Raw genomic sequence first — 25,337 nt, 5'->3', positions numbered from 1 at the left:
TCAGGGCTTGGGCAGGACGCACACCGCGTCGAGGCCGAGCACGTGGTTGAGGCGGCCGAACGCCAGCCAGGAGCCGATGCCCATGCTCAGCTCCACGATCTCGGTCTGGCTGTAGTGCGCGGTCATCCGCTGCCAGAACTCCTCGTCCAGACCGTGGTGGTCGAGCGCGTACCGCTCCGCGTACTCGGCGGCGAGCCGGGTCCGCTCGTCGAAGGCGTCCGTGGTGCGCCACTCGGCGACCGCGTCGATGAAGGACTCCTCGACCTTCTCCTCGCCGTCACGCTCGGTGCGCCAGTCCAGGCAGAACAGACAGCCGTTGATCTGCGCGATCCGCAGCCGCGCCGCCTCGAACTCGCGCAGCCCCAGCGTCGAATGGTCGTAGACGGACATCGAGAACTGCGCCGCCGCGACACCGATGCCGGGCACCATCTCGCCCCACACGTACGCGATCGGGTCCTTGTCGTCGGGCACGTCGATCATCATGACTGCTGTTTCCTTCCCAGGCGGCCGGTGGCGGGGAGCAGGGGGACGTCGAGCGCGTCGTACAGGCCGGGCTCCGCCGCCACCAGCCACTCGACGGCGCCGACGAGCCGGCCGACGGCGGTCGCGTTGCCACCGGCGGAGTGGTTGCCGCCCTCGTCGGTCGCCTGCACGGTGACCTCGATGCGCGGGCGGCCCTCGATGACGACCCGGTGCGCGCCGGCCCCGCCGCCGGGCGGCGAGGGCCAGTCGGGCGCGCAGGACGGGTGGATCCGGGTGACGTGCTCGACGATCAGCCGTACCTCGCCGTCGACGACCCCCTGCACCTCGAAGCGGACCGCGCCCTGGGTGCCCGCCGCGAAGTCGCCCATGATCTGCGTCGTCACGTCGCTCTCCAGCGCACGGCGCTCCAACGTCTCGCGGATCTCGTCGAGCCGGACCCCGAGCGCGCGGGCGAGCAGCCGTATCTGGCCGCCCCACACCATCGTCGGAATGGACTCGGCGAGCATCAGCGGCTCGTAGTCCATGGGGTGCCCCATGCCGATCAGGTCGCGGACCGCGTCCGGCTGGTCGTACGTCGAGTAGTCGAAGATCTCCTGGCAGCGGACGGTGTCGATGTGTGTGCCGAGGCCGCTGACCAGGAGCGGCAGCACGTCGTTGGCCCAGCCCGGGTCGACGCCCGACACGAACAGGGAGCCGCCGCCCTCGGCGATCGCCGCGCGCACCGGATCGGTGAAGTCGGGCGGCGCGCTCGCCGGGTCGTAGAGCGGGTAGAGGGCGGGCGTGACGACGACGGCACCGGCGCGGATCGCCCGGCAGATGTCGTCCAGCGCCTCGTCGGGACGCAGATCGCCGGAGGCCGCGTACACGACGGCGCCGGGACGGGCCGCGAGCACCGCCTCGACGTCGGTCGTGGCCGCCACCCCGAGGGCGCGGTCGAGTCCGGCGAGGTCGCCCGCGTCGCGGCCGGCCTTCGCGGGATCGTGCACGAGTACACCTGACAGGGCGAGCGCGGGGTGAGCGGAGACGGCCCTGATCGCCGCGCGGCCCACGTTGCCGGTGCCCCAGACCACCGTGGATGTCATGCGCCGGAGCGTAACCTGATGGAGTGTCAGTTCATAGACTCGCTACGTGAGTTGGCTGCGGGCGGCGGCCAGGGTCTGCTCGGCGTAGCCGCGGCCGAAGAGGACCGTGTGCACCAGGAGGGGGAAGAGCTGATGCAGCGGGACGCGCTCGCGCCAGCCGTCCGCGAGCGGCGCCGCCCGCTGGTAGCCGGCCAGGATCCGGTCGAGGTGCGGCGCGCCGAACAGGTCCAGCATCGCCAGGTCGCTCTCGCGGTGCCCGCCGTGCGCCGCCGGGTCGATCAGCCAGGCGGTGCCGTCGCCGTCCCACAGCACGTTGCCGTTCCACAGGTCGCCGTGCAGCCGGGCGGGCGGCTCGGCGGGGCCCGCGAGGCCGGGCAGCAGCGCGCAGACCCGCTCGATCGTCGCCGCCTCGTCCGCGCGCAGCGTTCCGGCGTCCACGGCCCGGCGCACATAGGGGAGCACCCGCTGCTCGGCGAACCAGTCCGGCCAGTTCTCGCCGGGCACATTGCGCATCGGCGCGAGCCCGATGTACGCCTCCGTCGGCCCGTCCGGCGGCGGGGCGCCGAAAGCGGGCGCGCCCGCGGCGTGCAGGGCGGCCAGCTCACGGCCGAATCGCTCGGCGCCCTCGGCGGTCGCCCGTCCGTCGGCCACCCGGCCGGTGACCAGCCAGTTGTCGTCGGCGCCGTGCACGGTGGGCACCCGCACCGCGTCGGCGGCGGCCAGCCAGCGCAGCCCCGCCGCCTCCGCCCGCGCGGCCCCCGGATCATCCGCGTACTTGACCATGACCACCCGCCCGTCGGCGAGCGTGACCTCCGTGAGACTGCGGGAGAGACGGCGCTCACCTGCGGCGGGCGAACCGGTGAAGCGTGCTGCGACGGCGGAGGGCGTGGCGGGCATGGGGGCAGCGTAGAGCGGAGCCCGCGCCGTTGACGTGCGTCGCCACGCCTTGATCTGCTGCCTCCTGGCCGATGCGGATACCGAGGGCGACGGAACAGGGGGAGTGACATGGTGATGGGTGAAAGCGGTGCCGTCCTCGTGGTGCAGCACACCCCGAGCGGCGGCCCGCGACGGGTCGGCACCTGGCTGAGCGAGGCCGGACTCGCTGTCCGGGTCGTGCGGGCGTACGCGGGTGAGGCGCTGCCCGCGACGCTCGGCGGGCGCCCGCTGCTGGTGCTCGGCGGCGGCTACCTCCCCGACGACGACGCACGCGCCCCCTGGCTCCCGGCCACCCGGCGCCTGGTCGCCCAGGCGCTCGACGACGGCAGCCCGGTGCTCGGGATCTGCCTCGGTGGGCAGTTGCTCGCCCAGGTGGCGGGCGGCGCGGTCGAGGCCGAGCACGGCACGCCCGAGTACGGCAGCACGCCGGTGCGGCTGCGCCCGGAAGCGGCCGCCGACCCGCTGCTGCACGGGCTCGGCCCGATGGTGCCCGCGATCGAGCGGCACGTCGACGCGATCACCGAACTGCCGCCTGGCGCGACCTGGTTGGCGTCCAGCGAGACGTGTCCGTACCAGGCGTTCCGGGTGGGGGAGCGGGCGTGGGGCGTGCAGTTCCATCCCGAGGTCGACGCCGCGCGGATCGCCGCGTGGGACCGTGATCAGCTCGCGGCGCGGGGCGTCGACCGGGACCGCCTGCACGCCCGTGCGGTGGCCGACGAGGGTGCGGCGGTCGCGGCGTGGTCGGAGTTCACGGCGCGGTTCGCTGCGGTGTGCCGGAGCTGACGGCCGGCTGGGCGGGCACCGGCGAGGACGCCGTCCGGCCGCGCCGGTGCGAGGTGATCAGGCTGGTCAGGACTCCGGCGAGCAGGCCCCAGAACGTCGAGCCGATCCCCAGGAGCGTCACGCCGGACGCCGTGGCGAGGAACGTCACCGCGGCCGCCTCGCGCGCCGGGGGATCGGCGAGCGCCGCGGCCAAGGACGCCTCGATCGTGGCCAGCAGGCCGACTCCCGCGACCGCCATGACGAGCGCGTGCGGCATCGCCGCCAGCAGGGAGACCACGGTCGCCCCGAGCAGCCCGACGCAGAGGTAGAAGACACCCGACCACACGGCCGCCAGATAGCGCCGCGCCCGGTCCGGGTGGGCCTCCTCGCCGGTGCAGATCGCGGCGGTGATGGCCGCCAGGTTCAGCCCGAACGCGCCGAACGGCGCGAGCACCGCGGTGACGGCGCCGATCCACGTCATCATCGGCGACACCGGCACCTGGTACCCGGAGCCGCGCAGCACCGCGACACCGGGCAGGTTCTGCGAGGCCATCGTCACGACGAACAGCGGTACGCCGACGCTGATCAGCACCTTCCAGTCGAAGGACGGCGCCGTGAACACCGGCTCGGCCAGCGACAGCCGGATCCGCTCCAGGTGCCAGCCGCCCGCCAGGACCGATGCCACGACACCGCCGCCGAGCGCGACGAGCACCGCGTACCGGGGCAGCAGTCGACGCGCCAGCAGGTACAGCACGAACACGGGGAACGCGATCGCGAAGCTGCCGTCCATCGAGGCGAAGAGCCCGGTGCCGAAGTGCAGCAGCACCCCGGCGAGCAGCGCAGACGCCAACGGCACCGGAATGCGGTCCATGGCCTTGGCGAACCACCCCGTCACCCCGCTCACGATCATCAGGACCGCGCTGAAGACGAACGCCCCCACGGCCTGCGCCATGGACACCCCCGCCAGGCCGGTCGCGAGGAGCGCCGCGCCCGGCGTCGACCAGGCGGTGACCACCGGCGCCCGGAACCGCAGCGACAGCCCGATGGACGACACGGCCACGCCGACACCGATCGCCAGCATCCACGACGACGTCTCCCGCGCGTCCGCCCCGGCGGCCCGCGCGGCGGTGAACACGAGGGCGGCCGAACTCGTCACGCCGACCAGGACGGCGATGAGGCCCGCCGCCACGGCCGAGGGCGGAGCGGCCGCGCGTATGCGGGCGAGCGGAGAGGGGGAGGGCGACGGTGGCGCGGCCATGTGGGCATCACTTCCGGTGCGTACGAGTACGACGAGCAGGCGTTCCATAAATGGAACGTTCTGTTTGTGGAACACTAGGGAAGCGGGCGACCGCCCGTCAACCAGGAACGGATCGATCGCGGGATCAGCTACGGACGGGAGCCGGGGCGTTGGGTCTGAACGACGAAGTGGGGCGCAGGCTGAAGGGGTTGCGCCAGGACGCCGGCCTGTCCCTGTCCGAACTCGCCCGGCGCTCGGGCGTCGGCAAGGGCACCCTCTCGGAACTGGAGAGCGGCCGCCGCAACCCCACCCTGGAGACCCTCTACGCGCTGACCACCGTGCTCGACCGCCCCCTCAGCGCGGTCCTGGACGATCCGCCGGCCGGTGTGCGCGAGGGCGTCGCCGGTGTCTCCGGCAGCGCCGTCACCGCGGTCCTCGTCGAGCGGTACGAGGACGAGCGGGCCGCCACCGACGTCTTCCGCGTGACCATCGCCGGCGGCGCCACCCAGGAGTCGGCCGCGCACGCCCCGCACACCACCGAGAGCCTGATGGTGCTCTCCGGCACGGCGGTCGTCGGTCTGCGGGGGGCCACGCAGACGGCGGGCCCTGGCGGTCACGCCCAGTGGCCCGCCGACGTGCCCCACCTCTACAGCGCCCCTCAAGGAGAGGTGCACGGCATCCTGTTCGTCCGGTATCCGAAGGACCCACCGGGCCCTAGGCCTGCGGCGGCGTCTCGTTCCGGTTCACGTCGTTGAGCTTGGAGATGTCGACGGACTCGCTCGCGGGCGGTGTCGCCGACGGGACCGGCTTGTCGTAGTCGGTCAGCGTCATCGTCAGGTTCTCGGTGGAGCCCTTCTCCGTCGCCTTCACCAACCGGTGCGGCGCGTCCGTGGTGATGTACATCGTGATCGTGCTGCCCTTGTCGCTGCCGGTCAGCGGGACGACACCGACGCCGTCGACCTCGGTCTCGGCGCCCTTGGACAGTTTCTGCTGGGCGGCGTGGGCCGAGCCGTCGTCCAGCTGCGCGCGGAACGCGTCGAGATCGCAGGTGTCGGCGAAACTCTTGAGCATCTCGTCGTCGGTGGTGCCGTGCACGTACTTGCCGTCGAACAGCTGCGCCGCCAGATCGCCGGCACCGCCGCCGACCTGCGTCTTCCAGAAGGTGCTGTCCGGCTTCATCCAGACCTCGTCGCCGCGCTTGACGAGATCGACCGTGCCGCCGTTCGCGCCACCGACGCCCATCCGCAGCGAACCGGCGCAGTTGCCGTCCTCGTCGAGCCGCAGATCGAACCTCGCCGGGGTGCGCACGTCCCGTCCGGTGTCCGACCGGTTCGCCACCGTGATGTGCAGGGACGTGGCGTCCAGGAGTTCCTTCTTCGCGTCGTCGGCCAGCTGCCGCGCGGAGGGATCCGATGCTCGGCCCTCGACGGCGAGCGCCGGAGCCGCGGTGATCACGCTCGCGCACACGCACACGGCCACCAGTGTCGTTCGGGTCATGACGTCACCTCGCCGTCCAGGACGCCCGCCTCGGGACAGGCACTTCCGGGCGCCCGAAATACCCGTAAATTGTACGTTCGTTCCCTACGGGATGTCCTGGTGGGAGGGCGTGTCCGGGCCGGGGGCGGTCAGTCGCCCTTGCCGCACACCCGCAGCCCCACCGGAGTGCCGCACGGCAGATGGCCGTGGGCGGCGACCACGCCCTTGCCGGTGCCGTTGTCGACCGCGTACGACAGGAAGCTGGAGGCCAGCGAGTCGGCGGGCGGGCGGCCGTACGTGTAGGCGTACTCGATCTCGCGGTACGGGTAGCCGCCCTTGTCGAGCCGGTCCGGGTCGGGCGCCCGGCCGTCCAGCGTCACCGTGTGCAGTCCGTGCGGCGCGTCCGGCGGCGACGCGGCGCGCAGCTCGCTGTAGCCGAGGGCGCCCGGGGTCCGCGCGACGGCCTGGAGGACCTGCTCGGTGGAGTCGAGTTCGCAGCGCAGGACCGACGACGGGGAGCGCACCTTGCGGTTGACGCAGTCGTCCGACGTGGCCGGCGGCTCGTCCGCGCCGCCGAGGACCCGGCTGGTCAGCGCGGAGCGGGTGCCCGATCCGGAGCTGCGGCTGACGAGGACGACCGGGAGACGGGGGCCGCCGAGCTGCGACCAGTCGCGGATCTCGCCGCGGTACAGGCGGCGGACGTCCGCGACGGACAGATTCTTCAGGCGGACGTCGTCGTGCACGACGAGGGTGAACAGCGAGACCGCGATGCGGCTCTCGCTGAGTCCGGTGTAGCTCGCGGGGCGCGGCCCGTCCGAGAACGCCACGACACCGGCTCCCTGCTGCGGCTTGCCGCCGGACAGGGCGAGTTCGCGCACCCCGGTGCGGCTGCCGTAGGCGGCGACCGTGATGGTCGGCCTGTCCTGGCAGTGGTCCCGGTATTTCTGCGCGAGTTCGTTCAGGACCGGCTCGAACGCGGTGGAACCGGTGAGCCGGAGGGTGCCGGTCTCGCAGTCGCCCGGCAGTGCCGGAGGAAGCAGCAGCGGGAGGGTGACCGCGGCGATCAGGCAGAGGCCGAGCACGACGGTGGTCCAGCGTGCCCGCTTGCTGAACACCGGTGGCTTCTCGTCCGGCGTGAGGCTGTGGTTCTCGTGCAGGCTGCCGTCGCGCACATCACCGGTGACCGTGACCCGGCCGCCCTCCTCGCCACCCGTGAGCAGCACGAGGATCTTGTAGAACGCGCCGGGCCGCAGCGGCACCCGAGGGATCAGCAGGGTGCTGGACCCGACCACGCGCAGGCCCGGCTCGTCCTCGAAGTAGCCCATCAGATTGGTGTGTTCCGGCGGCAGCGTGACGTCCTGCGCCTCGATGCGCCGCCCGGTGAACTCGGCGGTCAGCCCGTACTCCCGCGGCGAGTGGACGTAGTCGGACTCCTCGATGTGCCGCGTGCCGTCGTTCTCGATGCGCAGCAGCACGAGCGTCGCGTCGCGCATCGCGGGCAGGTCGTTGAAGAGTCCGAGCCGCGGATCCGACGCGTGCGGCGGGCCGTTGTGCCCTATGGCGATGTCCATCTGCTTGCGGAAGCCGATGCGCCTGCTGCGCCGCGCGCGCAGATCCGCGATGAACGGGATCGCCATGGAGAAGACGCCGAGCACCAGCCCCGCGACCGTGAAGATGATGTCGAGCCGTCCCATGCGATGACGGTACGGACTCTCCCGGCGGCCCAGGAGGGTCCGGCGCCGCCCTTCGCCCAGTGTTCGGCGGACGTTCAACTACGCTGCCGGGCAGGCGGGTTGAGTCAACCTCCGGTGGTGGAGCCGGGGCGGACGATCATCAGGACCGTGACCGTGGCCCACAGCAGGTTGAAGACTCCGGTGAGCATGGCGAGCCGTCCAGCGGGCAGTTGTTGCGGCCCGTCGCCCGGCTCCTCGACGGCGGCGAGGGCCGCCTCCTGGCCGGGCAGGATCCCGACGATGAGCACCACGGCGGCCGCGGCCGTCAGCGCGATCGAGACGATCAGCCACGCGCTGCCGAGAACGCCGAGACTGCTCGCCGTGGCGAACCCGAACAGCGGCACCGCGAGTCCGACACCCGCGTACACCCGGCAGATGCGGTGCAGGACGCGCAGGGTCGCGGCGGAATCGGCGGCGCCCGGCGAACCGGGGGCGGCCCGCAGCGACGCGGGGAACATGCTGGCGGATACGGCGACCGGTCCGACGGCCAGGACGGCGGCCAGTACATGCAGGATGAGCAGTAGTTTCGTCATGGTCAGGAGCCGTCCGCCGCGGTGGCAGGCCGACGAGTGCCGGTGACCTTCGACGCGGGCAGCCGCCCGGCCTTGGACGTCCCGGCGAGGGTGTCGCCGTCGACGGTCACGGCGAACGCGAGGTTCAGCCGCAGCGGCCTGTTGACCGCCTGCCGCCAGGTGAGCCGGTCGCCGTCGAGCACGACGTCCGTGAGCGGCACCTCCTCACCCGCCCCGCGGGCCGTACCTGTCAACTCGCCCGCGGTGTCGTGGAGTTCGACGACGGCCTGAAGAGTGCCGATCGGGGTGGAGACGGCCAGGTCCCAGGTGCCTGCGACGGTCGTACGGTGCATGGGGTGGTTCCTCACGTGATGGTCCTTGCGTTACGGGGGAGGGGCCGGGGTTCTCAGAAGGCGGCGGGGAGCGGGCCGCGCGGGTGCCACACCGTGCCGCGCCGCTCGTACGCGAACAGCTCCTCGACCGCGTGGGCGATCCGCGGGCCCACCTCGCGCTCCAGCAGGTAGAGGCCGAGGTCGAGCCCCGAGGTGACGGCGGCGCCGGAGATGAGGTCCCCGTCGTCGACGACCCGGGCCCGCACCGCGTGCGCCCCGGTGGCGTCCAGCAGGTCGAGACCCAGGTGATGGGTGGTGACGTGGCGTCCTTCGAGCAGCCCCGCCATGGCCGGGACGAGCGCGCCGCCGCACACCGTCGCCAGCGTCACGGCGGGATGGTCCAGGGCGGCCTTCAGCAGTGCGGGCAGCCCAGTGGTGAGCGTGCGGCCAAGCAGCACCGGGATCGACGGCTCGGCCGCGTCCGGGTCCGGTTCCTCGTCCGGGGCGCCGACCCGGCCCGCGGCGCCGGGCACCAGGACGACCCCGGGGCGCGCGGGATCGAGGGCGGCGGTGGCCCGCAGCGCGAGCTCGCCGGTGCCGCCGACCACCTCCCGGGGGCCCTCGGCCGAGACGAGCTCGACGCTCACAGCGCCGCCCGAGGCGGCACCTCCGGCGTGCAGCACCTCATAGGGGCCGATGACGTCGAGCGGGTCGAAGCCGTCGAACAGGACGATCTGTACGTGCATGGGGGCGAGTCCTTCGTGATCCCTCGGGGCCCCCTCTTCCGGGGACGGCTTCGACGCTAGACACCGGATGATCTCCGTCCCAGTGGCATTTTTGACACCTTTCAACGGGATAGCGACAGCAGATTCGGGAGGATGTATGCGGATCGAGCCAGGTGGATGCCGCTGGCGTCTTTCCGTCGTCGAGGTACATTCACGCCATGCACACCGTCGCGCTGCTCGCCCTGGACCAGGTGATCCCCTTCGACCTGTCCACGCCCATCGAGGTGTTCGCGCGGACCCGGCTGCCCGACGGGCGCCCCGGCTACCAGGTGCGGGTCTGCGCCGAGACGCCCGAGGTCGACGCCGGTGCCTTCCGGATCCGGGCGCCGTGGGGGCTCGACGGGCTGCGCGGAGCGGACACCGTCATCGTGCCCGGGACGGCCGCGCCCCTGGCACCGCTCGCGCCCGCCGTCCGCGACGCGCTGCGCGCGGCCGCGGCGGACGGCACCCGGATCGCCTCGATCTGCGCCGGCACGTTCCCGCTCGCGGCGACCGGACTGCTCGACGGGCTGCGTGCCACCACCCACTGGATCGCCGCCGACGCGCTCGCCGCCGCGTACCCGCTGATCGACGTCGACCCGGACGTGCTCTACGTCGACAACGGGCAGCTCCTCACCTCCGCGGGCGCCGCCGCCGGACTCGACCTGTGTCTGCACATGATCCGGCGCGACTACGGCTCGGCGGTCGCGGCCGACGCCGCCCGGCTGTCCGTCATGCCGCTGGAGCGCGAGGGCGGACAGGCCCAGTTCATCGTCCACGCCCGGCCGCCCGCCCCGCAGGGCTCCTCGTTCGAGCCACTGCTCGCCTGGCTCCAGGACAACCTCAGCCGCGATCTCGCCCTGGCCGACATCGCCGACCACGCCGGGGTCAGCACCCGCACCCTGATGCGCCGGTTCCGCGAACAGACCGGCACCACACCGCTCCAGTGGCTGCATCGCGCGCGCGTCCGCCGCGCCCAGCATCTCCTGGAGACCACCGGACACCCCGTGGAGCGGATCGCCGCACAGGTCGGATTCGGCTCGCCGACGGCCTTCCGCGACCGCTTCAAGCGCACCACCGGCGTCAGCCCGCAGGCGTACCGGCGCAGCTTCAGCTGAGCGCGGGCCGCCGTGCCCGGTCGGCGCCGCGCAGCCACCCGTACAGAACCACCGAGCAGACGGCGGCGCAGGCGCACCACGTCGAGATGAACTCCCAGCGCCACAGCGCCGCGCACACGGCGGCGCCGACCCCCGCCAGTACGCCGAGCAGGACGAGTCCGGCGTCGCCGGACAGCAGCAGCGAGCCGATCGTCGCGAGCAGATACCCGGCGAGCAGCCACGGGGCGTGCGGCAGCCCGATCGCGTAGCCCATCGTGTGCCCGCGCACCTCGGCCGTGACCGTGCTCGTCGCCAGAGTGTGGGCGAGCGCCGCCGAGGTGACGACGCCGGACGCGAGCGGCAGCGCCAGCCGGCGGCGCGCACGGCGCGGGGCGGCGCACGTCACGCCCACCGGCACCCACAGCGGGAGCAGCGGCAACGCGATCACCGCCCACGCCACGGTGGCGGGTCCACTGCCGCCGCCGTCGTTCCAGATCAGCGCCTCGATGATCTGGTGCGCCCCGAGCAGCAGCGGGAGGGCCGCCAGCGGCAGGGCGCGGGGCCGGGTGCGGGCGGCGCGGGCCACGCAGGCGACCCCCACCGCGGTGATCGCACTGCCCGCCACCAGATCCGCCGTCGCACTCCAGCACATGCCCGTCACGCTACGTCGGCCCCGCCCGGCGCGACATCGGGACAGCACCCCGGGCGTTAGTGGGTGTAGTGGACATGTATATTCTTTCTATATGCATCTATCTGGAGGGCCGGTCGAGGGCCCGGACGAGGGTCCGGCCGGCGGCGCGGCCGACGTCGTCGGGGCGCGGCGCATCGAAGGCGCCGCGCGAGGGCTCCTGCGCGGGATCGCGCAGCTGTCCCAGATCCTCTTCAAGGCCGGTGAGTTCGGACTCACCCGCAGCCAGGTCGCGGTGCTCGACGCGCTGGAGCAGGGGCCGAGCCGGGTGACCGCGCTCGCCGCGCGCACCGGCATGGCGCAGCCCCGGGTCACCGTCATCCTTCAGCAGCTCCAGGAAGCCGGCCTCGTCGAGCGGCGCCGCTGCGAGGACGACCGGCGAGCCGTGGAGACCTCGCTCAGCCCCGCCGGGCGCGGCCTGCTGGAGCGGGGCCGGCAGCGGATGGCCGCCGCCCTGCTCACCGCCCTCGACGGCGGCGCCGAGAACGTCGAGCGGTCCGAGCGCGCGGTCGCCGCCGCACGGACCGCGATCACTCCTCTGGTGGATGCCCTGATCGCCCAGAACACACCCGCGAAGACCGTTGAATCGGAGGCCAGTTGACCACCCCGGGCACCCTGCCTGACCTGTCCGCCACCACCGAGAGCACCGCCGCGGCGGGCCTCGCCCCGCACCGGGTCGCCGGACCCCGCAGATGGTGGGACTGGGTGCTCGCCGCCGACCCAGGACTCGGCCAACTGCAGTCCGGATGGCGGTCGTTGGTCGCCATGGTCACCTCGCTCGCCGTCGGCTACTGGATGGCCGAGGCGCTGAACATCCCCGCCATGATCGGCATGATGGTCGCCGGGATGATGGGCCTGATGAGCGCCTTCGCGGTCGCCGAGAACACCTGGGACCGGCTGGCCCGCGCCATCCTGTGGATGCCGTTCCCGTACAGCGCGGTGCTCTGGGTGTGCGCGAGCCTGGACGGGCGGCGCCTGGCACAGATGACCCTCATGGTCGCCGCGCTCGCCCTCACCTTCCTTCTCGCCAGGTTCGGGCCGTTCGCCCTGATCACCGGCATGATGCTGTTCAACGGCCTGATGGTCGGCATGCTCGCCGGGATCCCCGCCGACCTCGTCGGCAAGGCCTTCGCCGTCGCTCTCGTGGGCGCGGCCGCCGTGCTCGCGACCCGGCTGCTGCTCTGCTTCCCGATGCCCCGCGAGGACCTGCTGCGCACCCAGCGCGCCTTCGTCGTCGAGGCCCGCCGGGTCGCCGACGCGGCCGTCGACGCTCTGGACCCCGACGCCGACCAGCAGCGCGCCGTACGCCGGATGACCCGCGCCCTGCGCCGCCTCAACGTCACCACCGTCACCATCGACGGCCGGCTCGCCCAGCCCGAGGTCGCCGCCGACCCGGCCGCCGCCGAACTCCTGCACCGTCACCTCTTCGACGCCGAGCTCGCCCTGCGCGGCATCGGCCAGGCCGCCGCCGACCTGACCCGCCTGCCCGTGCCCGGACCGCTGCGCGAGGCCCTCGCCGTCGGCCTCGTGCTGGCCCGCGACACCCCGCTCGGCCGCGCCGAGGGACTGCGCCCGGCCGCCGCCCACATCCAGGAGCGGGCCGAGGCCATCCTGCGCGACGCCACGGCGTCCCCCGACGACGTCGAGGCCGCCGTCCTCGCCCGGCGCACCGGCGACCTCCTGAACACCCTCGCGGACGCCCTCGGCGCCTGGCTCGCCCTCGGGCAGCGCACCTGCGCGAACCCGGCCGACATCCCGTTCCAGCCGACCGTCGCCCTGGAGAACAACCGCCTCCCCGGCTCCGCGGGACCCGCCCGCCGGGTCCTCGCCGCGGGCACCGAGACCGGCTGGCGGCGCGTCGTGCCGTACATCCGCGTCCCCGTGCACGCCGCGATCGCCGCCGCCATCGTCTGCCCCATCGCCGACGCCATCGATCCGCGCCGCTTCTACTGGGGCCTGGTCGGCGTGATGATCACGCTGTTCGGCACCAACACCACCCACGAACGGCTGCGCAAGTTCGCCCACCGCATGATCGGCACCGCCGTCGGCGCCGTCCTCGGCATCGTCCTGCTCCACCTCATCGGCCGCGGCCACGTCTACGCCACACTCGCCGTCATCGTCGCCGGACTCTCCTTCGGCGCCTGGGGCATCCAGCGCGCGTACGCCTGCTGGGTCGTCGGCCTCGTCGTCGCCCTCACCCAGCTCTACGGCATGACCACCCCCGACAGCGGCATGGAGCACCTGCTGGGGGAGCGGATCCTGGACAACGGCATCGGCATCCTCGTCGCCACCGCCTGCGCCGCGCTGATCTTCCCGCTCTCGCGCCGCACCGTCGTCAAGGAGGCCGAACGCGGCTGGGTCGACGCGCTCGCCCAGGTGATCCAGCAGGTCGAGCGGCGCTGGGACGGCCCCGAGGCGCCGGTACGGCTGCGCGGCGCGGCCCGCACCGTGGACGCCGCGCTGCTCCAGGTGCAGGGCATCGTCCGGCCCCTGGTGCGGATGCCGCTCGGGGTGCGCGGCCCGTCCGCCGACCACCGGGTGGCGCTGCTCGCCACGGCGACCGGACACGCCCGCACCCTCGCCTCGGCCGCCGACATCGACGTCGACCTGCCCCCGCGCCTGGCCGAACGCGCCCGCCTCGTCACCCAGACCCTCACCGCGTCCCTGAAGGAACTCGACCGGTTCTACGCGACCGGCGAGGCCGAAGGCGCCTGGCGACGGGTCGGCCCGCTGGTCCGCGAACTGGAGACCGAACTGGCCCCCGCCGCGCCGGGCCCGCGCGCCGACCGGCTGCGCACGGCACTGCGGGCGATCGCCGCGCTGGACGAGGCGCTCGCCGCCTACGCCGAGCAGGTCGGTCTCCCGGTGGCCGCGCCGGGGCGCACGGCCCCCGTCACCACCACCCCGATGCAGCGCACCACCCGCGCGCTGATGGCGGCCTGGGGCGAACCGCAGGCACGCACCCGCGCCACCGGCACCACCCGGCTGACGGGAACCGTGCGCTGCGACCTCCATCCCGACGGCTGTCCCGCCTGGATCACCGTGATCAGCGCCCGCGGCAAGCGTCTCGCCAAGGCGCAGGTGCACCACGGCGGCTACACCGTGGAGGCGGTCCCGGCCGGCACCCATACGCTCGTCGTCTCCGGCGAGCGGCACGCGCCCCGCGCCGAACTGGTCACGGTCGACCCGGCCGCAGGGACCGTACGGCACGACATCACGCGGACCCCCTGAGGGAGCCGCCCGCCCCGGTGTGTTTCCGGTGCGGGCGGAGGCCGTCAGCGTGCGGCGCGGACCTGCGGGGCCACGGCGAAGGAGCCGCTGTAGCCGCGGGCGCCGCCCGCGCGGGCCGCCAGCTCGATCGTGTAGCCGTCGCCGTTCACGACGGTCGGCAGCACCGTGGCGGTCTCGCCCTCCGACGCCCCGCTCAGCTTGGCGGCGAGCCGTATCACCCGGCCGTCGCCGCCGTGCACGAGCCACATGTCCAGCTCCTGCCCGGTGGTGTTGCGCCAGGTCACGAAGACGCTGGCGCCCGCCCGGTGCACGGAGCCCGTGGCCGGGGCGGTGACGGTGAGCGCGTCGTCCCCGGCCGCCGTGCCCGCGGGGGCGACGACCAGTGCGGGGAGCGCGGCCAGGGAGAGGGACAGGGAAAGGAATCCGGTGCGGCGCATGCGACGACCTCGTTCCGCGGGAGACGGCTGACGGACGGATCTCCCGCGCCGTGCGGCACGGGAGGCGGACACGACGAGGTTTCCACCCCGGCAAGATCACGTAAGGCGTCGCGGGGCAGCCCCACCCCATGGGGTACCTCCCTGTCCCCGGACCGGCGGGCTCGGCAGGACAGCTCCGCCGCGCGGGGGCATCCTCGCGCCCGCGCGCCCGTGCGAACCGCGTCACGCCCGCCGCGCCCGCACGGCCGACGGGCGTGATCGGGCGCAGACTGGATAGGCGACAGGGACGGAACGCAACGGGGACCCGGAAGGAGGAGACACCGGATGACCGAGCCGAGCGACGTCACGGCCATGGGTGACGAGGTGTACCAGCCGGGTGATCCCGACGCCCGGGAGGACGAGGGCATCCTGGAGGTGGAGGACACCCTCTACGACCGCGGGGTCGACCCGTACGACGAGGGCTGGTCGCCGCCGGAGCGGCCCCTGGGTGTCGAGCACAGCGGGATCACGGCGGCCGAGCGGCTGCGCGGCGAGAGCCTCGACGAGCGGCTGGCCGAGGAGCGCCCGGACCCCGTGGTCGAGGAATACGAGGCGCTGGAGTCCGGCGACGGAGCGGACGACGGCATCGGTGACCTGGCGGGCGGCGACGGCGAGCCCGTCGACGGCGAGGTGGGGACCCTGCGCGCGGGACGGCTCGTCGCCCCCGACGAGGGCGCCCACGAGGACGCCGAGAAGGACATGGTCGCCACGGACGTGGGCTTCGGCGGTGGTGCCGCGTCGGCCGAGGAGGCCGCCGTGCACCTGGTGGAGGAGGACGAGGGGACGGCCTACTGATCACTGGCCGGTGTAGGCCGCCGCCAGCATCAGCGCCACCGACAGCAGAGCGGTGCACAGCGCGGTCACCGGCGCTGTGAGCGCGACGCGGTCGGCCGCGATCTGGCGCGCGGTGAGACCTGTACAGACCACACTGACCGCCCCCAGGATCATCGCCACATAGATGAGCACGAACCGTCCTCCTTGTGCGGGCCGGGATCCGGGCTCCATGATCGCGTGACGCGCGGCGCGGCGCACCCGGGCCGGGTGCGGGGGCACGGAGGGGACTTATGGACGGAAACACCTGGCTCGTACTGGCGGCGCTCGCGGCCGTGGCCATGCTGATCGCCGCGGCGGTGCTCCTCGTACGGGTGTTCAAGGCCCGGCGGCTGCTCGTCGACGCGGGCATCCCGCTGCGCGACAAGGCCCTGTTCTGGACCGCCGTGGTCTACACGATCTCGCCGGTCGACCTGCTGCCCGACCCCATCTACCTGGACGACATCGGCGTCCTGCTGTTCGCCCTCAAGGTCCTCCACTCCGCGGCGCGGCGCGCGGGCCTGGAGCGCACGGGCCATGAGCAGCTGGAGCACGAGGGCCTGGGCCGCGAAGGGGTGGGCCGCGACTGAAGGAGGCCGGCCGGGGGCGGACACAGACCTGGATCTCGTCCCCGGCCGCCCCCGGCACGTCGTCAGATCGTCGCGCCCCGGGCGTCCTCCACCGGCACCGCGGCCGCGGGCCGCTCGCCCAGCTCCCGCGTCGGCACCCGGAACGTCTCGCGTGCCGTCAGCGCCGCGATCACCGGCGGCACGCACAGCGCCGCCGTGAAGAGCGCCACCGCGAACCAGTCGTCACCGTCCGGTCCGGCGATCCGCGCCGCGAACGTCACCGCGAACCCGGCGACCGCGAAGCCGATCTGCGTGCCGATCGCCATACCGGAGAGCCGGACCCGGGTCGGGAACATCTCGCCGTAGAACGCCGGCCACACCGCGTTGGCCGCGCTGTAGACGACACCGAAGGCGAGGATCCCGAGGACGAAGGTGAGGGCGTACGAGCCCGTGGAGATCGCCCACAGATAGCCGAACATCGCCAGTGCGCTGCCCGCGGCGCCCACGAGGTACACCGGGCGCCGCCCGATCCGGTCGGCGAGCCGGGCCCACAGCGGGATGGCGCCCAGCGCCACCACGTTCGCCAGGGCGCCCACCCACAGCATCGCCGAACGGTCCATGCCGACGGCGTCACCGGTCGCGTACGACAGGGCCCACACCGTGAAGATCGTGCTCACCGAGGCGACCAGCGCGCCCGCGACGACCCGCAGCAGTTCCGCCCAGTGCCCGGTGAGGAGCACGACCAGCGGTAGCGGCGCGGCCCCGCCGCTCCGGGCCGCCTGCCGGGCGAACTCCGGCGGTTCCTCCAGGGTGCGCCGGATGACGTAGCCGACGACGGCGACGACCAGGCTCAGCCAGAACGGGACCCGCCAGCCCCATGACAGGAGCTGGTCCTCCGGGAGCGCCGCGACCGGCAGGAACACCAGCGTGGCCAGGAGCTGTCCGGCCTGGGTGCCGCTCAGCGTGAAGCTCGTGAAGTACGCGCGGCGGTGCTCCGGCGCGTGCTCCAGGGACATCGACCCGGCGCTGGCCTGCTCGCCGGCCGCGGAGACGCCCTGGAGCACCCGGCACAGCACCAGCAGCACGGGGGCGAGCCCGCCGACCTGGTCGCGGGTCGGCAGACAGCCGATGAGGAACGTCGACAGGCCCATCAGCACCAGCGTGAACACCATGATCGTGCGGCGGCCCAGCCGGTCGCCGACGTGCCCGAGGAAGAACGCGCCGACGGGGCGGGCCGCGTAGGCGACACCGAACGTGGCGAGGGAGAGCAGCGCCGCGTTCGCCGGGTCGGACTCGTCGAAGAAGACCTTCGGGAAGACCAGCGCGGCGGCACTGCCGTAGATGAAGAAGTCGTAGTACTCCAGGGCGCTGCCGATCCAGGCGGCGAGAGCCGCCTTGCGCGGCTGGCCCTGCGGCGGAGGGGGTGCGGGGACGGACACACGGGCTCCTTCGGGGGACGGGAAGCACTCGGCTCGGCATCCGATTAATTAACCTACTGGATAGTTAGTAGTGGATGGCCAGGAATGTTGCGCCGGTGTCAACGGCCTGTCAAGAGGTGTGCCGTGGCCGGTCGTCGGCCGGGCGGCTAACGCGCGGTGAGGTAGGCGATGACCATGTCGCCGAGCATGGTCCGGTAGTGCTCGCGGCGGTCGGCGGCGGTCAGATCGCGGCCGAACAGGGCGCCGAACGTATGCCGGTTGGAGACCCGGAAGAAGCAGAACGAGGAGATCATCGCGTGCAGATCGACCGCGTCCACGTCCGCCGTGAACACGCCCTCGGCCCGGCCCGCCTCCAGGATCCGGCGGATCACGTCGATCGCGGGGGAGTTGAGCGAACTCAGCGTCTGTGACGCGGTGATGTGCTCGGCGTCGTGGATGTTCTCGATGCTCACCAGCCGGATGAAGTCCGGGTGCGCCTCGTGGTGGTCGAAGGTCAGCTCGGCGAGCCGGCGGATCGCGGCGACCGGGTCGAGGTGCTCGACGTCCACGTCCTGCTCGGCCTCGCGGATCACCGTGTAGCTGCGCTCAAGGACCGCGGTGAACAGCTGCTCCTTGCCGCCGAAGTAGTAGTAGATCATCCGCTTCGTCGTGCGGGTGCGGGCCGCGATCTCGTCGACCCGGGCGCCCGTGTACCCGGCACGGGCGAACTCCTCGGTGGCCACCGCGAGGATCTCGGCCCTGGTGCGGGCCGCGTCGCGGATGCGGCCCTCGCGCCGCGCCGGTTCTTCCGTGGTGGTCATCAGGATCGATCCTTCGGGCGGCGGGCGGACGTGCGGTGGCCTGTACTGGTGGTGATTGTAGAAGCCGGGTTTCCGGCGCGACGGCGCCGCGTCCCTTCCCAGGAAGCGCCTCGCTTGATATGAGTAACGAACCAGTTCGTACATTAACCGGGAGTCCGTCGTGCGCACCTCGATCGCCACCGTCTCGCTCAGCGGCCCGCTCACCGAGAAGCTCACCGCCGCGGCCCGCGCCGGTTTCGACGGCGTCGAGATCTTCGAGAACGACCTGCTCGCCGCCCCGCTGCCACCCGAGGACATCCGGGCCCTCTGCGCCGACCTCGGCCTGAGCATCGACCTGTACCAGCCGATGCGCGACATCGAGGCGGTGCCCGCCGACGTGTTCGCACGCAACCTGCGGCGCGCCGAGCACAAGTTCCGCGTCATGCGGAGGCTCGGCGCCGACACCCTCCTCGTCTGCTCCAGCGTCTCCCCGCTCGCCCGCGACGACGACGCCCTCGCCGCGGAGCAGCTGGCACGCCTCGCCGACCGGGCGGCCGAGTCCGGGATCCGGGTCGCCTACGAGGCGCTGGCCTGGGGCCGCCACGTGAACACGTACGACCACGCCTGGCGCATCGTCGAGGCCGCGGACCACCCCGCGCTCGGCACCTGCCTCGACAGCTTCCACATCCTCGCCCGCGGCTCCGGCCCCAAGGACCTCGCGGGGATCGAGGACATCCCCGGCGACAAGATCTTCTTCCTGCAACTCGCCGACGCGCCGAAGCTCGCGATGGACGTGCTCCAGTGGAGCCGCCACTACCGCTGCTTCCCCGGGCAGGGCGACCTGGACGTCGCCGGACTGCTGCGGCACGTGCTGCGCGCGGGCTACCGCGGGCCGCTGTCCCTGGAGGTCTTCAACGACGTGTTCCGGCAGGCCGAGGCCGGGCCCGCCGCCGTCGACGCCCTGCGCTCGCTCCTCACCCTGCGGGAGGCCGTGGGGGAGGCGAACCTGCCCGCACCCGTCGTCCCCACCGGCGTCGCCTTCGCCGAACTCGTCACCCCCGACATCGCCCCCGCCACGGAGCTGCTCACCGCGCTCGGCTTCACCCGCACCGGCCGCCACCGCGGCAAACCCGTCGACCTGTGGGAGCAGGGCGAGGCCCGCATCCTGCTGAACACCGGGCCCGCCGCCCGCCGCGACGGCACCGTCGTCGCCGCGGTCGGCCTGGAGAGCCCCGACCCGGCCGGCGCCGCCCGGCGCGCCGAGGCGCTGCTCGCTCCGGTCCTGCCGCGCCGCCGCGCCACCGGCGACGTCCTCCTCGACGCCGTCGCCGCACCCGACGGCACCGAACTCTTCTTCTGCGCCACCGACCGGCCCGGACCCGCCGACTGGAAGGCGGACTTCGCGCCCACCGGTGCGGAGCCCGCGGCTTGCGCCGTGCGCCGCATCGACCACCTCGCGCTCACCCAGCCCTGGCACCAGTTCGACGAGGCCTCGCTCTTCCACCGCGGGGTCCTCGGCCTCGACGCGCAGGGCAGCGTCGACGTCGCCGACCCCTACGGACTGCTGCGCAGCCGCGCCTTCTCCACCGCCGACGGCGCCGTCCGGTTCGCCCTCGGCGTCGGCCCCGGCCCCGCCGACGCTCACGACCGGGCCCAGCACATCGCCCTCGCCACCGACGACGTGGTCGCCGCCGCCCGCCGCTTCCGGGCCGCCGGCGGCCGGCTCCTCGCCGTGCCCGGCAACTACCACGACGACCTCGCGGCCCGCCACGCGTTCGCCCCCGGCGAGCTGGAGACCTACCGGGACCTCGGCATCCTCTACGACGAGGACGACCACGGCACCTTCCTGCACTGCTACACCCGCACCGTCGGCCGGGTCTTCTTCGAACTCGTCCAGCGGGACGGCGGCTACCGCGGGTACGGCGCCGCGAACACCCCCGTACGGCTCGCCGCACAGCACGACACCGTTGGCGTGGCCGCACGCTGACGGAGCGTCACCTCAGGTCACGGATTTGCCTCTATCTCATCCGCCGCCAAGAAACCCCGCATACGCTCAAGGCGCGACATATCCGAACGCCGACGGGCCGTCCTGACGGGGAGAGCGATGACGAAGGCGAAGTTCCCGGCCGCCCGGGCCCTCGTCGCCCTGCCGTACGCGGTGATGGGCGTGGTGGTGCTCGCCGAGCTGGTGACGCCCACCGGCTTCGGGCTGCTGTCCCTGATGGCGCTCGGCCCCGCCTTCGCGGGCCTGACCGGCGGCAAGCGGCGCACCGCGCGGATCGGCGCGTTCGCCGTGCTGCTGTGCGTGCTGCTCGCCGCGTCCGACGGAACCCTCGGCAAGCGCCGCGTCTACATCGCGTCCATCAGCGTCGCCGGAGTCACCGCGGCCGCCCTCGGCGCGGTCGTGATGCGCGAGCGGCGCGACGCCGAACTCGCCAGCGTCCGCTCCATCGCCGAGGTCGCCCAGCGCGTCCTGCTGCGGCCGGTCCCGCGCGTCGCCGGGGCCCTGCGCGTCGCCGTCTCCTACACGTCGGCCGTCGCCCAGGCGCGGATCGGCGGCGACCTGTACGAGGTCGTGGTCGCCCCGCGCGGCACCCGCGTCATCATCGGCGACGTCCAGGGCAAGGGCCTGGAGGCCGTGGAGACCGCCGCACTCGTCCTCGGCGCGTTCCGCGAGGCCGCGCACGACGAGGCCGAACTGGCCGGGCTCGGCAAGCGCCTGGAGCGCGCCCTGGAGCGGGAACTGCTCGGCGAGCGGTTCGTCAGCGCGCTGCTCGTCGAGGTAGCGGCGGGTGAGCGCGAGGCGACCTTCCTCAACTTCGGGCACCCGGCCCCGCTGCTCGCCCGCGCCGACGGCACGACCGAGTTCCCCGAACCGCCGCAGTTCGCGCTGCCCCTCGGCCTCGGCGTGCACGGCGGCGACGAGCCCGTACCGTACGCCGTGCCCTTCGCGCCCGGCGACCAACTGCTGCTCTACACCGACGGGGTGAGCGAGGCCCGCGACGGCGACGGCACGTTCTATCCGCTTCAGGACCGGGTGTCCTTCCTCAAGGACACCGATCCGCAGGCGGCGCTGGAGCGGCTGCGCACCGATCTCGTCGAGCACGCCGCGGGGCCGCTGCACGACGACGCGGCGATGCTGCTGCTGCGCCACCGCGAGGACTGAGCGCCGGCCCGGGGACGCCACCAGGGGAGTGACGCGCGGGACGCGCCGTCGCACCGGGCGGGCGACGGACGGCACGCCCGCCGACAATGACGACCCCTGTTCCACCGTCCACCGTGGGAGTGTCCCGTGATCCGAGCCAACGCCCCGCGCGAGGTGAGCGCCTGATGGCAGCCGAGCGCAAGACCTACTCCGGTCAGGACATCGAGGTCACCTTCGAACCGGGCCGCTGTCTGCACGCCGCCGAGTGCGTGGGCGGTCTCCCCGAGGTCTTCGACACCTCCCGCCGCCCCTGGATCGCACCGGACGCGGCCGACGCCCCGCACGTCGCCGAGGTCGTCCGCCGCTGCCCGTCGGGGGCCCTCACCTACCGCCTCGCCGACGGCACCGGTGAGGAGCCGCGGACCCCGACGACCATCGCGAGGACCGCTGCGGGCCAGCTCGCCGTGCGCGGCGACCTGGAGACGCGGACGGGCGCGGGCCCCCGGCGGGAGACCCGCGCCCTGCTCTGCGCGTGCGGCGCCAGCGCCCATCAGCCGTACTGCGACCACTCCGGGCCGTGCGGACAGGACGGCTGAGCGCGGCGACCGGCGCCGCCGCTCAGGACTCCAGCCGCAGCGAGATGTCCGCGAGATGGCGGCCCTGGTAGCGGGCGGCCTCGAGGACGGCCTCGTCCGGGCCCTCGCCGCCCCCGCTGGGCCAGCTCACGCCGTAGGGGTTGCCGCCCGCGTTGAAGATCAGCGGGTCGGTGTAACCGGGCGGCACGATGACGCAGCCCCAGTGGTAGAAGACGTTGTTCAGGGCCAGGATCGTCGACTCCTGGCCGCCGTGCCGGTTCATCGCCGAAGTGAAGCTGGTGGCGGGCTTGTTGTGGAAGACGCCCGCGTTCCACAGCCCACCGGTCGTGTCGATGAACTGCTTCAGCTGCGCGGTCGGCGTGCCGAACCGGGTGGGCGTACCGAACGCGTACGCCGTCGCCCACTCCAGGTCCTCCAGCGTCGCCTCCTGCACCGAGTTCTTGGTCGCGTCGACATGCGCGCGCCAGGCCGGGTTCGCGTCGATCGCGGAGTCGGGCGCCAGCTCGGGCACCCGCCGCAGCCGCACCTCCGCGTTCCTGCTCCGGGCGCCTTCCGCGACGGCTTCCGCGAGGGCGTGGACGTTGCCGGTGGCGCTGTAGTAGACGACGGCGACGCGTGCTTGCATCGGATTCTCCTCACACGGGAAATTCGGGCGACACCGACATCCTCGCCCGGTGTGCCGGGCGAGGAACGGGGCTTTGGACCATGCGGGTGAGGCCCTTCGCCCCGGCCGCCCCCGGCTCAGGCCCCGGTCCCGGCCTCCCGGGCGATCTCCTCCAGCCGGTCGCGGAGCCCCTCCCACCAGGCCGGATCGTGCGAGGGCAGCGAGTCGTTGTCCTGCCGGTACCCCACCGCCCCGTCCAGCCCCTCCCGCAGAATGTCGGCGTGCCCCGCGTGCCGCTGGGTGTCCGACAGCGTCCGGACCAGCGCGTGGTGCAGGGTGATCGCGGCGCGCTCCGCGGGCCACCACGGCACCGTGCCGGACGTGTCGAGCGGAAGGGCGGAGATCGTGGCGTCGGCCAGGGCCCAGGCCCGGCGGTAGCGCTCCACGATCAGCTCCCGCGACTCGTCGGCGGCGGCGAACATGTCCGCGTTGGGATCCGCGCCGTCCCGGAAGTCGGGCAGCGGCTCGTCGTGCGGGCGGCCGAACGTGTCGCAGAGATAGCCCAGTTCCACAGCGGTGAGGTGCTTGAGCAGGCCCAGGAGGTTCGTCCCCGTACCGGTCAGGGGGCGGCGCACGTCGTACTCGCTCAGCCCGTCCAGCTTCCACACCAGCGCCTCGCGGGCGTCCTGGAGGTAGCGCAGCAGGTCGCTCTTGTGATCGTTCTCGCTCATGGAGACAGTCTGCCGGGGCGCGGACGGCCGTCCGATGAGTTTCGATGGACGGATGCGACACGACCAGGAAGGACCCCCGGGCGACCCGCTGAGCGGGCTGCTCGACCAGGTGCGCCGCAGCCTGCGCGATCTGGGCGGCGGCGCGCCCGCCTCGTACATCCCCGAACTGAGCCGCGTCGACCCGGACCTCTTCGGGCTCAGCCTGTGCGCCCTCGACGGACAGGTCTACGGCAGCGGCGACACGCAGGTGCCGTTCACCGTCCAGTCCGTGTCGAAGCCGTTCGTGTTCGCGCTCGCCCTCGCCGACCGCGGCCTCGAAGAGGTGCTCACCCGGGTGGGCGCCGAGCCGAGCGGCGAGGCGTTCAACTCCATCCGCCTCGAACCCGGCACCGGCCGCCCGCCCAACCCGATGGTCAACGCCGGGGCCATCGTCACCACCTCGCTCGTCGCCGGGGACACCCCCGAGGCCCGCTTCGACCGCATCCTGGACGGGCTCAGCGCCTTCGCCGCCCGGCCGCTCGCCGTGGACGAGGCCGTCTACGCCTCCGAGCGCGCCACCGGCGACCGCAACCGCGCCCTCGCCTACCTCATGCACAACGCGGGCTCCCTCACCGGCGACGTCGAGGACCAGCTCGACGTCTACTTCCGGCAGTGCTCCGTCCTCGTCACCTGCGACGACCTCGCCGTCATGCACGCCACCCTCGCCGCGGGCGGCGTCAACCCCGTCTCCGGGACCCGCGTCGTCGCCCCGCGCCACGCCCAGCACGTCCTCGCCGTCATGGCGACCTGCGGCATGTACGACGCGTCGGGCCAGTGGATGCTCCAGGTCGGCATGCCCGCCAAGAGCGGCGTCTCCGGCGCCATCGGGGTCGCGCTGCCCGGCCAGTTCGGCATCGGCGTGTTCAGCCCGCCGCTGGAGGAGAAGGGCAACAGCGTGCGCGGCATCGCCGCCTGCCACCTCCTGTCCGACCAGTTCGGGCTGCACCTGATGCGGGCCAGCGTGCCTGAGCGCCGGCCCATGCCGCCCCGCTCGCTCGACCCCGCACCGCTGCGCTCCCTGCGGCACCGCCCGCGCGACCAGCGCGCCGCGCTCGAAGCCCACCCGGACCGCATCCGCGTCCACGTCATGCAGGGCGACCTCGATTTCGCCACCGCCGAACAGACCCTGCGCGCCGCCCGCGAACTGCCCGCCGCCGTCGGCTGGTTCGCCCTCGACCTCACGCGCGTGGGACGCATCGAACCCGTCGCCGCCGATCTGCTGCGCGCCCTCGGCGAGAACCTGCGCGGCCGCGACGTGCGCATGGTCCTCGCCGACCCCGACCAGCGCCAGGCCATGGTCCACGCCGCCGACGAGTTCCCCGACCTCGGCCGCGCCCTGGAGAGCTGCGAGGACGCCTTCCTCACCGACCTCGGCATCGACCCGGCCGCACCGGTGCCGCTCGCCGACTGCGACCTGTTCGGCCGCGTCGACCCGGACTTGCGGGCCGCCCTCGCCGACGCTTTCGACACCCTGCGCCTCGCCGACGGCGACAGCGTCGCACCTCCGGCACGGCAACTGCGCGAGCGCATCGTGCTCTGGTACGTCGAATCCGGCCGCCTCGCCGTCTGCGCCGACACCGCCAAGGCCGTACCCGCCCTGCGCACCTGGTCCGCGGGCCCCGGCGCGGCCCTCACCCCCGCCGACTTCCCGGCCCGCATCGCCCGCCGCGTGCTGGCCGAGCGCGACACCGTCTGCCGCACCCTCACCGCCTCCGGCCTGGTGCGGCTGCGCGCCCTCGCCCCCGAGGCCGTGGCCCACCTCGAACGGGCCCCGCTGGAGGGCGCGGACACCGTGGACCGGCCGGACGCCGGATAG

Annotated in this window: 27 protein-coding genes; 11 read left to right on the top strand and 16 right to left on the bottom strand. The window is 73.5% G+C overall.

The window, feature by feature from the left end; translation table 11 throughout:
• From ABII15_RS01780 to ABII15_RS01770, 3 genes are read right to left on the bottom strand one after another with little or no spacing between them, the layout of a single operon-like run.
• Complete coding sequence (locus ABII15_RS01780; RefSeq protein WP_353940447.1) at window positions 1–483, bottom strand: carboxymuconolactone decarboxylase family protein; 483 nt, start codon at window positions 481–483, stop codon at window positions 1–3.
• A complete protein-coding gene (locus ABII15_RS01775; RefSeq protein ID WP_353940446.1) occupies window positions 480–1,565 on the bottom strand; it encodes a dihydrodipicolinate reductase in 1,086 nt (361 codons plus the stop codon). The genes ABII15_RS01780 and ABII15_RS01775 overlap by 4 nt, the downstream gene beginning before the upstream one ends.
• A gap of 42 nt (window positions 1,566–1,607) precedes the next feature.
• Window positions 1,608–2,462 carry a fructosamine kinase family protein gene (locus ABII15_RS01770; RefSeq protein ID WP_353940445.1) on the bottom strand — a complete coding sequence of 285 codons (855 nt, stop codon included), beginning with the start codon at window positions 2,460–2,462 and terminating at the stop codon, window positions 1,608–1,610.
• Window positions 2,463–2,570: 108 nt separating this feature from the next.
• On the opposite strand from ABII15_RS01770, the gene ABII15_RS01765 reads away from it, so the two are divergent.
• The gene (locus tag ABII15_RS01765) at window positions 2,571–3,284 is read left to right on the top strand and encodes a type 1 glutamine amidotransferase (RefSeq protein WP_353940444.1); all 714 of its coding nucleotides are present in this window, start codon (window positions 2,571–2,573) and stop codon (window positions 3,282–3,284) included.
• Here the strand turns inward: ABII15_RS01765 and ABII15_RS01760 are convergent.
• On the bottom strand, window positions 3,250–4,521 hold the full coding sequence (locus ABII15_RS01760) for a benzoate/H(+) symporter BenE family transporter (protein ID WP_353946935.1): 1,272 nt from the start codon (window positions 4,519–4,521) through the stop codon (window positions 3,250–3,252). The genes ABII15_RS01765 and ABII15_RS01760 overlap by 35 nt on opposite strands.
• 149 nt (window positions 4,522–4,670) lie before the next feature.
• Between ABII15_RS01760 and ABII15_RS01755 the strand changes: the two genes are divergently transcribed.
• The gene (locus ABII15_RS01755) at window positions 4,671–5,255 is read left to right on the top strand and encodes a helix-turn-helix domain-containing protein (RefSeq protein ID WP_353940443.1); all 585 of its coding nucleotides are present in this window, start codon (window positions 4,671–4,673) and stop codon (window positions 5,253–5,255) included.
• Here the strand turns inward: ABII15_RS01755 and ABII15_RS01750 are convergent.
• The 5 genes from ABII15_RS01750 to ABII15_RS01730 form a co-directional block, all read right to left on the bottom strand.
• A complete protein-coding gene (locus ABII15_RS01750) occupies window positions 5,215–5,997 on the bottom strand; it encodes a hypothetical protein (protein ID WP_353940442.1) in 783 nt (260 codons plus the stop codon). The two genes, ABII15_RS01755 and ABII15_RS01750, sit on opposite strands and share 41 nt — an antisense overlap.
• A gap of 128 nt (window positions 5,998–6,125) precedes the next feature.
• The gene (locus ABII15_RS01745; protein WP_353940441.1) at window positions 6,126–7,670 is read right to left on the bottom strand and encodes a substrate-binding domain-containing protein; all 1,545 of its coding nucleotides are present in this window, start codon (window positions 7,668–7,670) and stop codon (window positions 6,126–6,128) included.
• 104 nt (window positions 7,671–7,774) lie between these two features.
• On the bottom strand, window positions 7,775–8,242 hold the full coding sequence (locus tag ABII15_RS01740; protein ID WP_353940440.1) for a DUF2269 family protein: 468 nt from the start codon (window positions 8,240–8,242) through the stop codon (window positions 7,775–7,777).
• Between the two features lie 2 nt (window positions 8,243–8,244).
• Window positions 8,245–8,574: a hypothetical protein gene (locus ABII15_RS01735; protein WP_353940439.1), complete on the bottom strand. Its 330-nt coding sequence runs from the start codon at window positions 8,572–8,574 to the stop codon at window positions 8,245–8,247.
• A gap of 53 nt (window positions 8,575–8,627) precedes the next feature.
• Entirely contained in the window at window positions 8,628–9,299 is a 672-nt protein-coding gene (locus ABII15_RS01730; protein WP_353940438.1) for a DJ-1/PfpI family protein, read from the bottom strand.
• 197 nt (window positions 9,300–9,496) lie between these two features.
• On the opposite strand from ABII15_RS01730, the gene ABII15_RS01725 reads away from it, so the two are divergent.
• Window positions 9,497–10,435, top strand: a complete 939-nt coding sequence (locus tag ABII15_RS01725; RefSeq protein ID WP_353940437.1) for a helix-turn-helix domain-containing protein — start codon at window positions 9,497–9,499, stop codon at window positions 10,433–10,435.
• Here the strand turns inward: ABII15_RS01725 and ABII15_RS01720 are convergent.
• Window positions 10,428–11,066, bottom strand: coding sequence for a DUF6629 family protein (locus tag ABII15_RS01720; RefSeq protein ID WP_353940436.1), 639 nt, complete (start codon window positions 11,064–11,066; stop codon window positions 10,428–10,430). The two genes, ABII15_RS01725 and ABII15_RS01720, sit on opposite strands and share 8 nt — an antisense overlap.
• Window positions 11,067–11,157: 91 nt before the next feature.
• On the opposite strand from ABII15_RS01720, the gene ABII15_RS01715 reads away from it, so the two are divergent.
• Both ABII15_RS01715 and ABII15_RS01710 read left to right on the top strand, forming a co-directional pair.
• Window positions 11,158–11,703 (top strand): MarR family winged helix-turn-helix transcriptional regulator, encoded by a 546-nt coding sequence (locus tag ABII15_RS01715; protein WP_353940435.1) that lies wholly within the window; start codon window positions 11,158–11,160, stop codon window positions 11,701–11,703.
• Window positions 11,700–14,333 (top strand): FUSC family protein, encoded by a 2,634-nt coding sequence (locus tag ABII15_RS01710; RefSeq protein WP_353940434.1) that lies wholly within the window; start codon window positions 11,700–11,702, stop codon window positions 14,331–14,333. The genes ABII15_RS01715 and ABII15_RS01710 overlap by 4 nt, the downstream gene beginning before the upstream one ends.
• A gap of 44 nt (window positions 14,334–14,377) precedes the next feature.
• Here ABII15_RS01710 and ABII15_RS01705 read toward each other — a convergent pair whose 3' ends face one another.
• Window positions 14,378–14,770 carry a Ser-Thr-rich GPI-anchored membrane family protein gene (locus tag ABII15_RS01705; RefSeq protein ID WP_353940433.1) on the bottom strand — a complete coding sequence of 131 codons (393 nt, stop codon included), beginning with the start codon at window positions 14,768–14,770 and terminating at the stop codon, window positions 14,378–14,380.
• Between the two features lie 324 nt (window positions 14,771–15,094).
• On the opposite strand from ABII15_RS01705, the gene ABII15_RS01700 reads away from it, so the two are divergent.
• Entirely contained in the window at window positions 15,095–15,604 is a 510-nt protein-coding gene (locus ABII15_RS01700; RefSeq protein ID WP_353940432.1) for a DUF5709 domain-containing protein, read from the top strand.
• On the opposite strand, the gene ABII15_RS01695 is transcribed toward ABII15_RS01700, so the two are convergent.
• Window positions 15,605–15,775: a hypothetical protein gene (locus tag ABII15_RS01695; RefSeq protein ID WP_353940431.1), complete on the bottom strand. Its 171-nt coding sequence runs from the start codon at window positions 15,773–15,775 to the stop codon at window positions 15,605–15,607. It abuts the gene before it with no gap.
• A gap of 98 nt (window positions 15,776–15,873) precedes the next feature.
• Here ABII15_RS01695 and ABII15_RS01690 point away from each other — a divergent pair, with 98 nt between their 5' ends.
• The gene (locus ABII15_RS01690; RefSeq protein ID WP_353940430.1) at window positions 15,874–16,209 is read left to right on the top strand and encodes a YkvA family protein; all 336 of its coding nucleotides are present in this window, start codon (window positions 15,874–15,876) and stop codon (window positions 16,207–16,209) included.
• A 62-nt stretch (window positions 16,210–16,271) separates the two neighbouring features.
• Here ABII15_RS01690 and ABII15_RS01685 read toward each other — a convergent pair whose 3' ends face one another.
• Window positions 16,272–17,627: an MFS transporter gene (locus tag ABII15_RS01685; RefSeq protein WP_353940429.1), complete on the bottom strand. Its 1,356-nt coding sequence runs from the start codon at window positions 17,625–17,627 to the stop codon at window positions 16,272–16,274.
• Window positions 17,628–17,773: 146 nt separating this feature from the next.
• Entirely contained in the window at window positions 17,774–18,427 is a 654-nt protein-coding gene (locus ABII15_RS01680; RefSeq protein WP_353940428.1) for a TetR/AcrR family transcriptional regulator, read from the bottom strand.
• Window positions 18,428–18,587: 160 nt separating this feature from the next.
• On the opposite strand from ABII15_RS01680, the gene ABII15_RS01675 reads away from it, so the two are divergent.
• From ABII15_RS01675 to ABII15_RS01665, 3 genes are all read left to right on the top strand, one after another.
• Window positions 18,588–20,393, top strand: coding sequence for a TIM barrel protein (locus tag ABII15_RS01675; RefSeq protein WP_353940427.1), 1,806 nt, complete (start codon window positions 18,588–18,590; stop codon window positions 20,391–20,393).
• A gap of 117 nt (window positions 20,394–20,510) precedes the next feature.
• Window positions 20,511–21,572 (top strand): PP2C family protein-serine/threonine phosphatase, encoded by a 1,062-nt coding sequence (locus ABII15_RS01670; RefSeq protein ID WP_353940426.1) that lies wholly within the window; start codon window positions 20,511–20,513, stop codon window positions 21,570–21,572.
• 164 nt (window positions 21,573–21,736) lie between these two features.
• Window positions 21,737–22,147 (top strand): (4Fe-4S)-binding protein, encoded by a 411-nt coding sequence (locus tag ABII15_RS01665; protein WP_353940425.1) that lies wholly within the window; start codon window positions 21,737–21,739, stop codon window positions 22,145–22,147.
• 22 nt (window positions 22,148–22,169) lie between these two features.
• Here ABII15_RS01665 and wrbA read toward each other — a convergent pair whose 3' ends face one another.
• Together wrbA and ABII15_RS01655 are read right to left on the bottom strand one after the other, a co-directional pair.
• Window positions 22,170–22,772: an NAD(P)H:quinone oxidoreductase gene (gene wrbA, locus ABII15_RS01660; RefSeq protein WP_353940424.1), complete on the bottom strand. Its 603-nt coding sequence runs from the start codon at window positions 22,770–22,772 to the stop codon at window positions 22,170–22,172.
• Between the two features lie 116 nt (window positions 22,773–22,888).
• A complete protein-coding gene (locus ABII15_RS01655) occupies window positions 22,889–23,482 on the bottom strand; it encodes a DinB family protein (protein ID WP_353940423.1) in 594 nt (197 codons plus the stop codon).
• Window positions 23,483–23,534: 52 nt separating this feature from the next.
• Between ABII15_RS01655 and glsA the strand changes: the two genes are divergently transcribed.
• Window positions 23,535–25,337, top strand: a complete 1,803-nt coding sequence (glsA, locus tag ABII15_RS01650) for a glutaminase A (protein ID WP_353940422.1) — start codon at window positions 23,535–23,537, stop codon at window positions 25,335–25,337.

It is taken from the genome of Streptomyces sp. HUAS MG91 (assembly GCF_040529335.1).
Classification (GTDB): domain Bacteria; phylum Actinomycetota; class Actinomycetes; order Streptomycetales; family Streptomycetaceae; genus Streptomyces; species Streptomyces tabacisoli.
This window is presented reverse-complemented; position numbering and strand designations above follow the sequence as displayed.